This window comes from uncultured Sphingomonas sp. (genome assembly GCF_937859915.1).
In the GTDB taxonomy this organism is placed as follows: Bacteria; Pseudomonadota; Alphaproteobacteria; order Sphingomonadales; family Sphingomonadaceae; genus Solisphingomonas.
Genome location: NZ_CALMAW010000029.1, coordinates 40,678 through 54,722, shown reverse-complemented (window position 1 = coordinate 54,722; position 14,045 = coordinate 40,678). Strand labels below are relative to the sequence as shown.

14 protein-coding genes and 1 tRNA gene are annotated in these 14,045 nt (G+C 68.0%); 10 read left to right on the top strand and 5 right to left on the bottom strand.

Annotated elements, in window-relative coordinates:
- Positions 1-115 precede the first annotated feature (115 nt).
- Together Q0326_RS04510 and Q0326_RS04505 are read left to right on the top strand one after the other, a co-directional pair.
- Complete coding sequence (locus Q0326_RS04510) at positions 116-565, top strand: PaaI family thioesterase (RefSeq protein ID WP_298687568.1); 450 nt, start codon at positions 116-118, stop codon at positions 563-565.
- On the top strand, positions 562-963 hold the full coding sequence (locus Q0326_RS04505; protein ID WP_298687566.1) for a PaaI family thioesterase: 402 nt from the start codon (positions 562-564) through the stop codon (positions 961-963). Before Q0326_RS04510 ends, Q0326_RS04505 begins: the two co-directional genes overlap by 4 nt.
- Before the next feature lie 150 nt (positions 964-1,113).
- Here the strand turns inward: Q0326_RS04505 and typA are convergent, their stop codons facing one another.
- The 3 genes from typA to Q0326_RS04490 all read right to left on the bottom strand — a co-directional run bounded on the left by typA (position 1,114) and on the right by Q0326_RS04490 (position 4,522).
- On the bottom strand, positions 1,114-2,952 hold the full coding sequence (gene typA, locus Q0326_RS04500) for a translational GTPase TypA (RefSeq protein WP_298687559.1): 1,839 nt from the start codon (positions 2,950-2,952) through the stop codon (positions 1,114-1,116).
- A 185-nt stretch (positions 2,953-3,137) separates the two neighbouring features.
- Positions 3,138-3,773: a LysE family translocator gene (locus Q0326_RS04495; RefSeq protein ID WP_298687557.1), complete on the bottom strand. Its 636-nt coding sequence runs from the start codon at positions 3,771-3,773 to the stop codon at positions 3,138-3,140.
- A gap of 56 nt (positions 3,774-3,829) precedes the next feature.
- Positions 3,830-4,522 carry an EI24 domain-containing protein gene (locus Q0326_RS04490; protein ID WP_298687555.1) on the bottom strand — a complete coding sequence of 231 codons (693 nt, stop codon included), beginning with the start codon at positions 4,520-4,522 and terminating at the stop codon, positions 3,830-3,832.
- Positions 4,523-4,738: 216 nt separating this feature from the next.
- Here Q0326_RS04490 and Q0326_RS04485 point away from each other — a divergent pair, with 216 nt between their 5' ends.
- A complete protein-coding gene (locus Q0326_RS04485) occupies positions 4,739-5,275 on the top strand; it encodes a gamma carbonic anhydrase family protein (RefSeq protein ID WP_298687553.1) in 537 nt (178 codons plus the stop codon).
- 143 nt (positions 5,276-5,418) lie between these two features.
- Here Q0326_RS04485 and Q0326_RS04480 read toward each other — a convergent pair.
- Positions 5,419-5,495, bottom strand: a tRNA-Pro gene (locus Q0326_RS04480).
- Positions 5,496-5,688: 193 nt separating this feature from the next.
- On the opposite strand from Q0326_RS04480, the gene yajC reads away from it, so the two are divergent.
- The 4 genes from yajC to Q0326_RS04460 all read left to right on the top strand — a co-directional run bounded on the left by yajC (position 5,689) and on the right by Q0326_RS04460 (position 9,114).
- Positions 5,689-6,024, top strand: coding sequence for a preprotein translocase subunit YajC (yajC, locus tag Q0326_RS04475; RefSeq protein ID WP_298687551.1), 336 nt, complete (start codon positions 5,689-5,691; stop codon positions 6,022-6,024).
- A gap of 16 nt (positions 6,025-6,040) precedes the next feature.
- Complete coding sequence (secD, locus tag Q0326_RS04470) at positions 6,041-7,621, top strand: protein translocase subunit SecD (protein ID WP_298687549.1); 1,581 nt, start codon at positions 6,041-6,043, stop codon at positions 7,619-7,621.
- A 120-nt stretch (positions 7,622-7,741) separates the two neighbouring features.
- Entirely contained in the window at positions 7,742-8,731 is a 990-nt protein-coding gene (secF, locus tag Q0326_RS04465; RefSeq protein WP_298687546.1) for a protein translocase subunit SecF, read from the top strand.
- A complete protein-coding gene (locus Q0326_RS04460; RefSeq protein ID WP_298687544.1) occupies positions 8,731-9,114 on the top strand; it encodes an Mth938-like domain-containing protein in 384 nt (127 codons plus the stop codon). Before secF ends, Q0326_RS04460 begins: the two co-directional genes overlap by 1 nt.
- A gap of 15 nt (positions 9,115-9,129) precedes the next feature.
- Here Q0326_RS04460 and Q0326_RS04455 read toward each other — a convergent pair whose 3' ends face one another.
- Complete coding sequence (locus Q0326_RS04455; RefSeq protein WP_298687542.1) at positions 9,130-10,305, bottom strand: glycosyltransferase; 1,176 nt, start codon at positions 10,303-10,305, stop codon at positions 9,130-9,132.
- 125 nt (positions 10,306-10,430) lie between these two features.
- Between Q0326_RS04455 and Q0326_RS04450 the strand changes: the two genes are divergently transcribed.
- The 3 genes from Q0326_RS04450 (at position 10,431) to Q0326_RS04440 (ending at position 13,964) form a co-directional block, all read left to right on the top strand.
- Complete coding sequence (locus Q0326_RS04450; protein WP_298687540.1) at positions 10,431-11,261, top strand: outer membrane protein assembly factor BamD; 831 nt, start codon at positions 10,431-10,433, stop codon at positions 11,259-11,261.
- Between the two features lie 68 nt (positions 11,262-11,329).
- Complete coding sequence (gene recN, locus Q0326_RS04445; protein ID WP_298687538.1) at positions 11,330-13,042, top strand: DNA repair protein RecN; 1,713 nt, start codon at positions 11,330-11,332, stop codon at positions 13,040-13,042.
- A 55-nt stretch (positions 13,043-13,097) separates the two neighbouring features.
- Positions 13,098-13,964, top strand: coding sequence for an alpha/beta hydrolase (locus Q0326_RS04440; protein ID WP_298687536.1), 867 nt, complete (start codon positions 13,098-13,100; stop codon positions 13,962-13,964).
- Positions 13,965-14,045 lie beyond the last annotated feature (81 nt).

The window sequence follows — 14,045 nt, the reverse complement described above, 5'->3', positions numbered from 1 at the left end:
TGCGCAACCTGCCGGTCCGTCCGACGCGCCGCAACCACCGTCTGGGAAATTGCAGCACCGCGGCCGTTGCGGCGTCCGTTGCCGGCCGCCTGCGCGCGGGCTATCGCTGGCGATCATGGCCGAAAGCCCCCCGCCCGTCCTCGCCGGTTTCGATCCCAACGCCGCGATCCGCATGATCGTCGGCTTCGGGCATAACGGCGCGCTGGGCGCACGCTATGTCGGACATGGCGGCGACTGGGTCGAGCTCGCGCTGGACTATCGCACCGAACTGGTCGGCGACATCGCGTCCGGCGTGCTCGCCTCGGGGCCGATCGTCGCGCTGATGGACATGGCGACGAGCATTTCCGTGTGGATCAAGCGCGGCGCCTTCCAGCCGCAGGCGACCCTCGACCTGCGCATCGACTATCTCCGCGCCGCCATCCCCGGGCGCACCGTGGTCGGGCGTGGCGAATGCTATCGGCTGACCCGGCGCGTCGCCTTCGTCCGCGGCCAGGCGCATGACGGCGACCCGGCGGATCCGATCGCGCATGTCGCCGCGACCTTCATGATGACCGACGCGCAATGATCGGCGTTGGCCGCCTGACGCTGCCGCCTTATGCGGACTTTCTTGGCGTTACCGCCGCGCGGGATACCGACGGCGCGCCGCTGTTCAAACTGGGTTTCTCGGATGTCGTCGTCGGCCGCCCGGGCTTCCTGCACGGCGGCGCGATCGCGGGGCTGCTCGAGATCGCCGCGATCGGCACCGTGCTCGACGCGTTGGAGGACGAGCCCGGCACCTCGGCCAAGCTGATCACGGTCACGGTCGACTTCATGCGCGGCGGGCGCCCGCGCGACACCTTCGCGGCGGCGAAGGTCACGCGGCTGGGCGCGCGCATCGCCAATGTCGAGGCCTTCGCCTGGCAAGACGATCGGGAAAAACCGATCGCCGGGGCACGGATGAATGTGATGCTGCGGCGGGGATAGCACCATCCTCCCCACCTTTTGGTGGGGAGGGGGACCATCCGCAGGATGGTGGAGGGGCCGGCGCGAAGCGACGGTCGCGCCTTTCCCCTCCACCGCCGGCTTCGCCGGCGGTCCCCCTCCCCGGCCAAAGCCGGGGAGTATGAAGAAAGCTTATCCCGCCGAACGCTTGTTGCGCTTGCGCTCGTTGGGATCGAGGAAGCGCTTGCGCAGCCGGATCGACTTGGGCGTCACCTCGACCATCTCGTCGTCGTCGATATAGGCGATCGCCTGCTCGAGCGTCGCGCGCTTGGGCGGGGTCAGCCGCACCTGGTCGTCCTTGCCGCCCGAGGCGCGGAAGTTGGTCAGCGCCTTGGTCTTCATCGGATTGACCTCGAGGTCGTCCGGCTTGGCGTTCTCGCCGACGATCATGCCCTCGTAGAGCTGCTCGCCATGGCCCACGAACAGGATGCCGCGCTCCTCGAGCGGACCGAGCGCATAGGTGTTGGCCTCGCCCGATCCGTTCGAGATCAGCACGCCGTTCTTGCGGCCTTCGATCTTGCCCTTGTGGGGGCCGTATTTCTCGAACAGGCGGTTCATGATGCCGGTGCCGCGCGTGTCCGACAGGAACTCGCCGTGATAGCCGATCATCCCGCGCGACGGCGCCGAGAAGGTGATCCGCGTCTTGCCGCCAACCGACGGACGCATGTCGGTCATCTCGGCTTTACGAATGTTCATCTTCTCGACGACGGTGCCCGAATATTCGTCGTCGACGTCGATGATCACGGTCTCGTAGGGCTCGGTCTTGCTGCCGCTCTCGTCCTCGCCGAACAGCACGCGCGGACGCGAGATGCCGAGTTCGAAGCCCTCGCGGCGCATCGTCTCGATGAGGACGCCCAGCTGCAACTCGCCGCGGCCCGCAACCTCGAAGCTGTCCTTGTCGGAAGCTTCGGTGACCTTGACGGCGACGTTGGACTCGGCCTCGCGGAACAGGCGGTCGCGGATCATGCGGCTGGTCACCTTGGTGCCCTCGCGGCCGGCCATCGGCGAATCGTTGACCGCGAAACGCATCGACAGCGTCGGCGGATCGATCGGCTGCGCGTGCAGCGGCTCGGTCACGGTGACGTCGGAGATGGTGTTGGCGACGGTCGCGATCGTCAGGCCGGCGAGGCTGATGATGTCGCCCGCCTTGGCCTCGTCGACCGGGACGCGGTCGAGCCCGCGGAACGACATGATCTTCGACGCGCGGCCGGTCTCGATGATCTTGCCGTCATTGTCGAGCGCATGGATCGGCTGGTTGGTCTTGACCACACCCGAATTGACGCGGCCGGTGAGGATGCGGCCGAGGAAGGGATCGCGGTCGAGCAGCGTCACCAGGAAGGTGAACGGCACGCCGGCGACTTCCACGGCGGGCGGCGGAACGTGCGAAACGATCGTCTCGAACATCGGGATCAGCGTGCCTTCGCGGCGATCCATGTCGGTCGAGGCATAGCCGTTGCGGCCCGAGGCGTAGAGCACGGGGAAATCGAGCTGCTCGTCATTGGCGTCGAGCGACACGAACAGATCGAACACCTCGTCGAGCACCTCCTGGATGCGCGCGTCGGGGCGATCGACCTTGTTGACCACGACGATCGGCTTGAGGCCGAGCGCCAGCGCCTTGCCGGTCACGAACTTGGTCTGCGGCATCGCGCCTTCGGACGAATCGACGAGCAGCACGACGCCGTCGACCATCGACAGGATGCGCTCGACTTCGCCGCCGAAATCGGCGTGGCCCGGGGTATCGACGATGTTGATGCGAATGCTCTCGCTGGCGCCGGGGGGCGTCCAGTCGACCGAGGTCGGCTTGGCGAGAATGGTGATCCCGCGCTCCTTCTCAAGGTCGTTCGAATCCATCGCGCGCTCTTCGATGCGCTGGTTGTCGCGGAAGGTGCCGGACTGACGGAACAGCTGATCGACGAGTGTCGTCTTGCCGTGATCGACGTGGGCGATGATCGCCACGTTGCGGAGGCTCATATTTTCGGATCCTGTCGGAGTTTCAGCGCGCGCCCATAGCCGAGATGGCGCGCTGCAACAAGGGCGGGGGTGGCGGAGGGTCCTCCGCCTTTCGTCATGCCGGACTTGATCCGGGATCTAGGGCTTCGGGCGCGGCGCCTGCGGCTCCAGATGCCGGATCAAGTCCGGCATGACGATGAGCGCCACTACACCCGCGCCGCCACCAGCCCCACGCCGAAGGCGAAGAACAGCCCGCCGGTCGCGCGATCGAACAGCTTCTGCCGTGCAGGCGACGCCAGCCAACGCGCCAGCCGACGTCCGCCCGCCGCATAGGTTGCGTACCAGCTGCTTTCGATCGCCGCGAAGGTCGCGACCAGGATGGCGAACTGCGGCACCGCCGGCGCGTGACGGCTGATAAACTGCGGGAAGAAGGCGGCGGCGAACAGGATTAGCTTCGGATTGGACAGCCCGGTCAGCAGCGCGTCGATATAGAGCCGATAAGACGGCACGCGTGGCCCTGCAGCCGGCATGTCCGGATCGAGCCCGGCCTCGCCCTTCCCCGCCCCGCGCCACGCCTTGACGCCCAACCAGACCAGATAGGCGGCGCCGGCATAGCGCACCACATCGAACAGCCGCGGCATAGCGAGCAGCAGCGCGCCCAGCCCGAGCGCCGAGCCCGAACAGGCGAACAACACCGCGGTCAGGCATCCCGCCATCGCCCAGACGCTGCGCCCAAAGCCGAAGCGTACGCTGCGCGTCATGACGTGAAGCATGTTGGGGCCCGGCGTTCCCGCGATCAGGAACACCGTCACCGTAAACAGCCACCACCGATCCCACGTCATCACCCTGCCCCTTTCGCCGGCCTCCTAGCGGGGAAAGTCGCGGCCCGACAGCCGGACTAGCGCCGCCCGCGATGGTAGAGATGCGTCACCATTGCGGCGCCGAGCACGGGCGCGACCAGGTTGACGATGGGGACGAGGAACAGCCCGGTGACGATCGCGCCCAACGTCGCACGCTCGATCCGCGTCGCGGCGAGCCACGCCTTGCGCGACGGGGCATCGCCATGACGGCTGGCGACCATCTCGCCGAGATCGCGGCCGAAGGCGAGACCGTTGACCGCGACGAACAGGATCGGCGTGCCCACGCCCGTCACGAGCAGCAGCAGATAGAAGGGCGACGCGATCAGATTATAGAGCAGCAGGCGCAGCGAGGAGCGCACGCCCAGCCACGCACCCCGGGCCCAACCGAGCGGCCGCGCCTGTTCGAGTGCCTGTGGATAGTGCCGCGCTTCGACCACCGCGACGATGCGGTCCATATAGGCCGAGATCACGCCGATCGCGATCGCCGGGAACAGCAGCCAGACCAGCAGAAGCGTCAGCAGCAGCGCGCCGAACCCGCTCGTCGAGCCGCCGAGCGGGCAGCTGTCGTCGGCCGACAGCAGACTGCAGGGATCGACGCCGTTCAGCAGATAGGCGAGCGCCACGCCCAGCGCGACGAAGACCAGCAGCGTCGCGAGCAGCGAGCGCAGCAGGATAGCCAGGATACGGCGATCGCCGAGATCATCAAAGGCAAGCGTCAGCGCGCGGATCATGATGGCTGTACCCCCGGCGGGCGTAGCGGTTCCCGCAAGCAACCGTTTCCCGGCGAAAGCCGGGGTCCAGCCTCGCAATCCGTGGCGGACACGCCGCTTGAACAGCAGGCTGGGGCCTGGGCCTCGGCCTCAGCCGGGGACCATGGCCGGCGATGTCCGCTTGCGGATTGGCCTCGCCGCGCCGACTGTCGCGCGATCGCCTGACAAGGAGGCCCCATGCCGCTCTACGCTCTCGACGATGTCGCCCCCACCCTGCCCGCGGACGGCTCGGCGTGGATCGCCCCCTCCGCCGACGTGATCGGCGACGTGCATATCGGTCGGACCGTCGGCATCTGGTTCGGCGCGGTGATCCGCGCGGACAATACGCCGATCCTGGTCGGCGACGGCTCGAACGTCCAGGAGGGCGCGATGCTGCATTCCGATCCGGGCAGCCCGCTCACGATCGGCACCGACTGCACGATCGGTCACCATGCTATCCTGCACGGCTGCACGCTCGGCGACCGGGTGTTGGTCGGCATGGGTGCGCGCGTGCTCAACGATGCGGTGATCGGCGACGACTGCCTGATCGGCGCGGGCGCGCTGGTCACCGAGGGCAAAAGCTTCCCGCCGGGCAGTTTGATCATCGGGTCGCCGGCCAAGGTGGCCCGACTGCTGACCGCGGAGGAGATTGCGCGGCTGGCGCTGAGCGCACAGGGCTATGTCGCACGACAGCGTCAGTTCGCACGGGGACTGACGCGCGTCGACGTCAATTGATCGCCAACATCATTCCCGCGACGGCGGCGCCGCGCTCACTCATCGGATGCGGTGTGTAGGGATTTCACGCGAAGTCGGGATGACACGAAAAAGCCGGACCGTCGCCGGCCCGGCTTTTTGTTGGAAACCTCCGGTGTTTCCTCTGGTCGGGGCGACAGGATTCGAACCTGCGACCCTTAGACCCCCAGTCTAATGCGCTACCGGGCTGCGCCACGCCCCGACCTAGGCGGCGGCCATTAGGCGAGCCCCGCGCGCTTGGCAAGCCGCGACCGCGTCCCGCCGCTCTTGTTTCGGCAGCGACCTTATCTAGCGGCCTGTTCTTGCAAGAGGTGACGGCACCATGGTAGGCGCCCGCGCTTCAACAGGGCCGCCGTCATCGCGACGAAGCGCGCCCCAGCCAGGCCGAACCGCACATGTTCTCGTCCCCCGCCTTCGCCCAGACCGCAGGCTCGCCCGCCGGCGCATCGGGCCTCGCCGCCTATTCGGGCTTCATCCCGATCGTGCTGATGGTCGGGATCTTCTACTTCCTGCTGATCCGCCCGCAGCAGCAGCGTGCCAAGCAGCACCGGATGATGATCGACGCGGTCAAGAAGGGCGACGTCGTCGTCACCGGCGGCGGGATGATCGGCCGGGCGACCAAGATCGACGGCGACGAGGTTGAGGTCGAGCTCGCCCCCAACGTCCGCGTCCGCGCGGTCAAGTCGACGCTGACCGAGGTGCGCACCACCTCGAAGCCCGCGAACGATTGAGCGAGACGAGGAAACCATGCTCGATTTCCCGCGCTGGAAGATCGCCTCGATCATAGGCGTGCTGCTCGTCGGCATCCTGCTCGCGATCCCAAGCCTGATGCCCGAGGCGACCGCGCGGTCGCTCGGGCTGGGCTGGGCGCCGCGGATCAATCTCGGGCTAGATCTCGCAGGGGGCAGCCACATCCTGCTCGAGGCCGATACCGCTGACGTCGCCAAGACGCGGTTGTCTTCGATGGAGGACACGATCCGCAGCGAGATGCGGAAGGAAAATATCGGCATCGGCGACATCTCGACCGCGAACAACGCGCTGACCTTCTTCATCCGCGATTCGGGCCAGCTCGACGCCGCAGTCGACAAGGTGCGGACTCTGACCGCACCGGTCGGCTCGACCGGGCAGCGCGACTGGAACGTCGCGGTGGTCGATTCGACCCGGATCGTCATGACCCCGACCCAGGGGGGCACCGACCAGTTCGTCGATCAGGCGATGACCGGCGCGGTCGACATCGTGCGCAAGCGCATCGACGCGCTCGGCACCAAGGAGCCGACGATCGTCCGCCAGGGCACCGATCGCATCCTCGTCGAGGTGCCCGGCTTCTCCGATCCCGCCGAACTGAAGGCGCTGATCGGCAAGACCGCCAAGCTCGAGTTCAAGCTCGTCGACACCACCGCCGATCCCGCCAAGGTCGCCGCCAACCAGCCGCCGATCGGCGACGAGATCCTGCATTTCCAGACCGGCGCGCCGATCGCGGTGCAGCGCCAGGCAATCCTGACCGGCACCGACCTCAAGCACGCGCAGCAGAGCTACGACCAGAATAATCTGCCGTCGGTCGCGATCGACTTCAACAGCCGCGGTGCGCGCGCCTTCGCCGAGGCGACGCAGGCCAATGTCGGCAAGCCGTTCGCGATCATCCTCGACAATGTCGTGCTGTCCGCGCCCAACATCAACGAGCCGATCCTCGGTGGGTCGGCGTCGATCGCGGGCAGCTTCACCGCGCAGTCGGCACAGGCGCTGGCGATCTCGCTGCAATCGGGCGCGCTGCCGATCGCGCTCAAGACCGTCGAGGAGCGCACCGTCGGCCCCGGCCTCGGAGCGGATTCGATCCATGCCGGCGTGATCGCCTCGACGATCGCGGTGGTGGCGGTGGTCGTGTTCATGTTCGTCACCTACGGCCGCTTCGGCGTCTATGCGAACATGGCGGTGATCATCAACGTGTTCGTCATCCTGGGCGCGATGGCCTTGCTCAACGCGACGCTGACGCTGCCGGGAATCGCGGGCTTCGTGCTGACGATCGGGACCGCGGTCGACGCCAACGTGCTGATCAACGAGCGAATCCGCGAAGAGCGGCGGCGTGGCCGCGGCGTCGTCCAGTCGGTCGAGATGGGCTATAAGGAAGCCAGCCGCACGATCTTCGAGGCCAATGTGACGCACGCGATCGCCGCGTTCATCATGCTGATCCTGGGCTCGGGCCCGGTCAAAGGGTTCGCGGTCGTGCTGCTGCTCGGCATCGCCACCTCGGTGTTCACCGCCGTCCTGTTCACGCGGATGATGGTCGCGCTCTGGCTCCGCCGCGCGCGCCCGCAAGCGATCCATATCTGATGACGCCCACCGCCATATCTCGTCATGCCGGGCTCGACCCGGCATCCAGGGCCACAGAAGCTGTCGCCTGCAACCCTGGACCCCGGATCAGGTCCGGGGTGGCCGGCAAGGATTGAAGCCATGCGCCTGCTCAAGATCGTACCCGACAACACCAACATCGGCTTCGTGGCGCTGCGCCGCTGGGCGTTCGGCCTCACCCTGTTCCTGTCGATCGGCGCGGTGGTGCTGGTCGGCGTGCGCGGCCTCAACTTCGGCGTCGACTTCGTCGGCGGCCTGATGATCGAAGCCAAGTTCGACCATCAGGCGCCGCTCGACGCGGTGCGGAGCAAGATCGACAGCCTCAACGTCGGCGAGGCGCAGCTCCAGCAGTTCGGCGACGCGCAGACCGTGTCGATCCGCCTGCCGCTCCCCGCCTCGACCGACGAAGGCGCCAACAACGCGCTGGTCAACAAGGTCGAGGGCGCGCTCAAGGCGCAATATCCTACGGTCGTGTTCAATCAGGTCCAGGCGGTCGGCGGCAAGGTGTCGAACGAACTGATCCGCAACGGCGCGCTCGCGGTGTTCCTCGCGATCTTCGGGATCGCGCTGTTCGGCATCTTCCGGTTCGAATGGCAGTTCGGCGTCGCGACGTTCGTGTCGATCCTCCACGACGTGCTGATGACCTTCGGCTTCTTCGCGCTGTTCCGTAGCTATCTCGAATTCGATCTCAACATCGTCGCGGCGGTGCTGACGATCATCGGCTACTCGATCAACGACAAGATCGTGATCGATGACCGTATTCGGGAGAATCTGCGCAAATATCGCCAGATGCCGATCGGCGAGCTAATCGACCTCTCGGTCAACGAGACGCTGCCGCGCACCGTCATGACCTCGCTGACGATCATCCTCGCGCTCGCCTCGCTGCTGTTGTTCGGCGGCCATGTGCTGCGCGGCTTCACCGCGGCGATGATCCTGGGCGTGGTCGTCGGCACCTATTCGTCGATCTACGTGTCGTCGTCGCTGCTGATCACGCTGGGGATCGACAAGTCGCGGTTCAAGCAGATGAACCAGGCGGTCGACAAGAAGAAAGCCGCGCGCGAGCGCGCCGAGCGGATCGCACCCAAGCCATAATGGCGAAGTTCTCGCCCGATCCCGTCGCCTCGGGGCCTGCGATCCGCAAGATCACGAGCGGCGGCTTCCTGATCGATGCCGATCTCTATCCCGACGGCGCGCTGCTAACTCCCGAGGCGGCGCACGCCTGGAGCGCGCCTACGCTCGAGGCGCTCGATCTGGCGTCGCTGGGCGACCTGCTCGATCGCGCGCCGACGCCGGAGTTCCTGCTGCTCGGCACCGGCGCGGCGCTGCGCCGGCCCTCACCCGCCTTCGCCAAGGCGGTCGAGGCCAAGGGACTTGGCCTTGAGGTGATGGACAGCCGCGCCGCCGCCCGCGCGTGGGGCGTCCTGCGTGCCGAGGGCCGCGAGATCGTCTTGGCGTTGATGCCGCTGGGCGGCTGAATACGCCCTCTCCCTCTAACGAGAGGACTTTGCGGCCACTGCTGTCAGATGCGCGCGCAACGCCGCTGCATTCGCCTCCCACGTGAACCGCTCGGCCGTCGCGCGCACCGCTTGGGGATCATAGCCCGCCGCCAGCACCGCGCGCACCCCCGCCGCGATCGCCGCCGGCTCGCGCGCGACCAATCGCCCAGCCTCGAGCCGATCGACCAGTTCGCGCGCACCGCCGACGTCGGCGATCACGATCGGCGCCCCGCAGGCGAGCGCCTCGACCCACGCATTGGCGAGCCCCTCCGAGGCCGATACCAGCACCCCGACATCTGCCGCCGCCGCCAACGCGGGCAGCGCGTCATGCGCCTGGCTGCCGAGCAGCTTGACCCGGTCCCCGAGCCCCCGCGCCTTCACCAGCGCGTCGAGCGCCGCGCGCTCAGGCCCCTGCCCCGCGATCATCAAGGTCGCCGCGGGCAGGTCCTGCATCGCCTCGATGACGAGATCGTGCCCCTTGCGCGGGATCAGCGCGCCGACCGAGAGTAGCAGCGGCCCCGCAACGCCTAGCGCAGCCTTCGCCGCCGACCGGTCCGCCGCCGGCCGGAAGCGATCGAGATCGACACCGGTATAATGGACCGCGATCCGCTCCCCCGGCAGCCCGAGCGCGATCATATCCGCCTTGAGCGCCGCGCTCACCGCCAGCATCCCGTCTGCCGCAAGCCCCGCTTCGCGTACCTGCCTGGCAGTCGAGCGCTGCGTGCCCCAATGGTGGATGTCCGCGCCCCGCGCCTTGATCGACACCGGCACGCCGAGCGCACGCCCCAGCCGTACCGCGGCCGGTCCGTCGGGGAAGAAGAATTCGGCGTCAATGACATCGAAGCGGAAGTCCCGCCGCACGTCGCGCAGCATCGGCAGCAGCGTCGACGCCAGAGCGCGCGGGTTGAACCGCCCCATGCCCGGCAGGACCGGAAAACGCGGACGGTGTACCGTCAGCCCCTGCCATGTCTCTCGCTCCGGAATCGCCGCCAGGCCGCGCCAGTTCGGATGCCGCGACAGCGGCCAACGCGGCACCCCGATCGGCGCGACCACCTGCAGCTCGACATCGGATAGGGCCGCGAGCCCGCGCGTCTGGCGTTCGACGAACACGCCGAACGTCGGACGGACGCGGTCGGGGAACAGGGTCGAAAGCGTCAGCACACGCAGCATGGCTCGCCTTCTCGCATAGATGCGTTAAGAGCGCATTCAGTCCGCCGGCGAAATGTTGCACGACCTTTCAAACCCCCCGTTCGCGCCGCTTCCCACATCCGGATCGAGCCGCTAAGGAGCGTGTCATGCAGCGTCTCGCCACCCGTCCGCTCCTCCTCGCCGCCCTTGCCGCGGTCGCCTTCGCGCCTCTTGCGAGCTGCGCCCATGGCGACAAGAAGAAAGCGGACACGCGCTTCATCGCGCGCGACGTCGACACGCTGTACAGCCTTGCGATCGATCGGCTCGACCGGAAGCAGTATAAGCTCGCGGCCCAGCTGTTCGACGAGGTCGAGCGCCAGCATCCCTATTCGATCTGGGCACGCCGCGCCGAGCTGATGAGCGCCTACAGCTATTATCTCGCGCGCAGCTATTCGGATTCGATCAAGTCCGCACAGCGCTTCCTGTCGATCCATCCCGGCAACCGCGACGCGCCCTACGCCTATTATCTGATCGCGATCGACTATTACGAGCAGATCAACGACGTCACGCGCGACCAGAAGATCACCAGTCAGGCGCTCGATGCGCTGGGCGAGCTGATCCGCCGCTATCCCGACACCAAATATGCCGCAGACGCGCGGCTCAAGATCGATCTCGTCAACGACCATCTCGGCGGCAAGGAGATGGAGATCGGCCGCTTCTACCAGCGCCGTTCGCAATGGCTGGCGTCGATCTACCGATTCCGGATCGTGATCGACAAATATCAGACCACCACGCACGTGCCCGAGGCGCTCGAGCGCCTGACCGAATCCTATCTCGCCATGGGCCTTCCCAACGAGGCGAAGGATGCGGCGGCGGTGCTCGGCGCCAACTATCCGGGCTCGAAATGGTATGAGCGCGCCTATAATCTCGTCGAGAAGAAGGCGCCCGACGCGCTGTCGCGTCATGCCCGGCACGAGAAGGCCAAGAAGCAGAAGTGACGGCGGGGGAACGGTCTGCCGTTCGTGCCCTGTTCTCTTGCGCCGCCTGATCGCGTAAGGGTCGGCCAATGCTGATCCGGCTGGCCATTCGCGACGTCGTGCTGATCGAGGCGCTCGACCTTGATTTCTCCGCTGGGCTCGGTGCGCTCACCGGGGAAACCGGTGCGGGCAAGTCGATCCTGCTCGACGCTCTGGGGCTTGCCCTCGGCCAGCGTGCCGAGACGTCGCTGGTCCGCCACGGCGCGACGCAGGCGGTGGTGACCGCGAGCTTCGAGGTCGACGGCGATGCCGTGATCGCCGCGCTGCTGGCCGACAACGGCCTCGAGGGCGAGCCCGGCGAGGCCCTCGTCGTGCGCCGGATCGTCAAGGCCGACGGCGGCAGCCGCGCCAGCGTCAACGATCAGCCGGTTTCTGCCGCGCTGTTGCGCGAGCTCGGCGGACGGCTGGTCGAGATCCATGGCCAGCATGACGATCGCGGGCTGCTCGCGGCGCGCGGTCATCGCGCGCTGCTCGACGCCTTCGGGCGATTCGATACGACGGCCGTCGCTTCGGCCCACACCCGTTGGCGCCAGGCCGAGGCGGCACTGGCTGCCGCCCAGGCCGATCTCGAGACCGCCGAGCGCGACCGCGAATGGCTCGAGCACAGCGTCGCCGAACTGCGCCAGCTGGCCCCCGAAGCCGGCGAGGAAGAGATGCTCGCAAGCGAGCGTGCAACGATGCAGAAGGGCGCGCGGCTCGCCGAGGAGCTGAGCAGCGTGTCGGATCACCTCGACGGTTCCGCCGGCGCGCTGGCGGGCCTGCGGCAGGCGGCGCGTCGGCTCGACCGCATCGCGCACGAACATGAGGCACTGGCAACGGCGCTCGCCGCGCTCGATCGTGCGGTGATCGAGGCGTCCGAAGCCGAAGATGCGTTGGCCCAGGCCAGCGCCGCGCTCGCCTTCGACCCCGAGCGGCTCGAGGGGATGGAGACGCGGCTGTTCGATCTGCGCGGCCTCGCGCGCAAGCACCGCGTCCAACCCGACGAACTTGCCGCACTCGCCGAAGAACTGGCCACGCGGCTCGAGCGGATCGAAGCCGGCGGCGAAGGCCTGGCCGCGCTCGAGCGCGACGTCGCCACCTCGCGCGCAGCCTATGACGCCGCTGCCGCCATGTTGACCGCGGAGCGGACCGAAGCCGCCGCCCGGCTCGATGCGGCGGTGGCGGGCGAACTCGCGCCGCTCAAGCTCGATGCCGCGCGCTTCCGTACCGCAGTCGAGCGGCTGCCCGAGGCGCAATGGGGCGCCGACGGCCGCGACCGCGTCGAGTTCCTGATTGCGACCAACCCCGGTGCGCCGTTCGCGCCGCTGATCAAGATCGCCAGCGGCGGCGAATTGTCGCGCTTCATCCTCGCGCTCAAGGTCGCGCTGGCGGAGGCGGGCGGCGCGCGGACAATGGTGTTCGACGAGATCGATCGCGGCGTCGGCGGGGCGGTGGCTTCCGCGATCGGCGACCGGCTGGCGCGGCTTGCCGGCAAGGCGCAGCTGCTGGTCGTCACGCACAGCCCACAGGTCGCCGCCCGCGCCGATCGCCAGTTCCTGATCGCCAAGCGCCACGACGGCATCGTCACGCGCACCGGTGTTCGCCTGCTCGACGCCGCGGAACGCCGCGAGGAGATCGCACGGATGCTGTCCGGCGCCGAGGTCACCGACGAGGCCCGCGCCCAGGCGAGCCGTCTGCTCGTCGCCTGCGACGTCGCTTCGGCCGGCCGATCCGTGGATCCCGCCCGTCGTACAAGTCGTTAGAGCCCGTAGCCCCGGCGACGCGCGCGGGACGGCGATGTTGCGCAAAGGGACGGATGTGACGATCGAAACGCGCGGACGCCGTCCGCTGATCGGCGCGCTGCTCGCGCTTCTGGCGGTCGCCTGCTCGCCGCTCAAGACGTTCGACACGCTGGTGCCCAAGGATAGCGGCGTCGCGAAGGTCGCGGATGATGTCGCGTTCGGCGCGGATCCCCGCCAGCGGCTCGACCTCTACGCCCCGATCGGCGCCCGCGCGGCGCCACTGCCGGTGATCGTCTTCTTCTATGGCGGATCGTGGAATTCGGGCACCAAGGACGGCTATGCCTTTGTCGGCCGCGCGCTGGCCGCACGCGGTTTCCTCGTCGCGATCCCCGACTATCGGCTTCTGCCGCAAATCGCCTATCCGTTTTTCCTCGAAGACAATGCCGCCGCCGTGCGCTGGGTCGTCGGGCATGCGGGCCGCTACGGCGGTGATCCGCGTCGGCTGCTGCTCGCCGGCCACTCGGCCGGCGCCTATGATGCCGCCATGCTCGCATTCGATCCGCGCTGGCTTGGTGCCGATCGTGATCGTATCCGCGGACTGATCGGGCTTGCCGGACCGTATGATTTCCTGCCGCTCGATAGCGGGATCGCCACGACGACGTTCGGCGGCGTGGCCGACGCTGCCTCGACGCAGCCGGTCAATTTTGTTCGCGCCGGCGATCCGCCGGCGTTCCTCGCGACAGGCGACAAGGACGGCACGGTCCGGCCATCGAACAGTGACTCTCTCGAGCGCCGGTTGCGCGCCGCCGGCGATGCCGTCGAGCGCAAGCGCTATCCCGACATAGGCCATGTCGGGCTGGTGACCGCGATTGCCCGACCCTTTCGCGGGCGCGCCGCCGTGCTGGACGATCTCACCGCCTTCGCCAAACAGGTCTCACGCTAGCAAGGGCGGGGTCCGACGACGGTATCGGCCCCTTCCATGCCCCTCGACGGCCGGCCGCGAATCGGGAGATCGGCCGCGCAC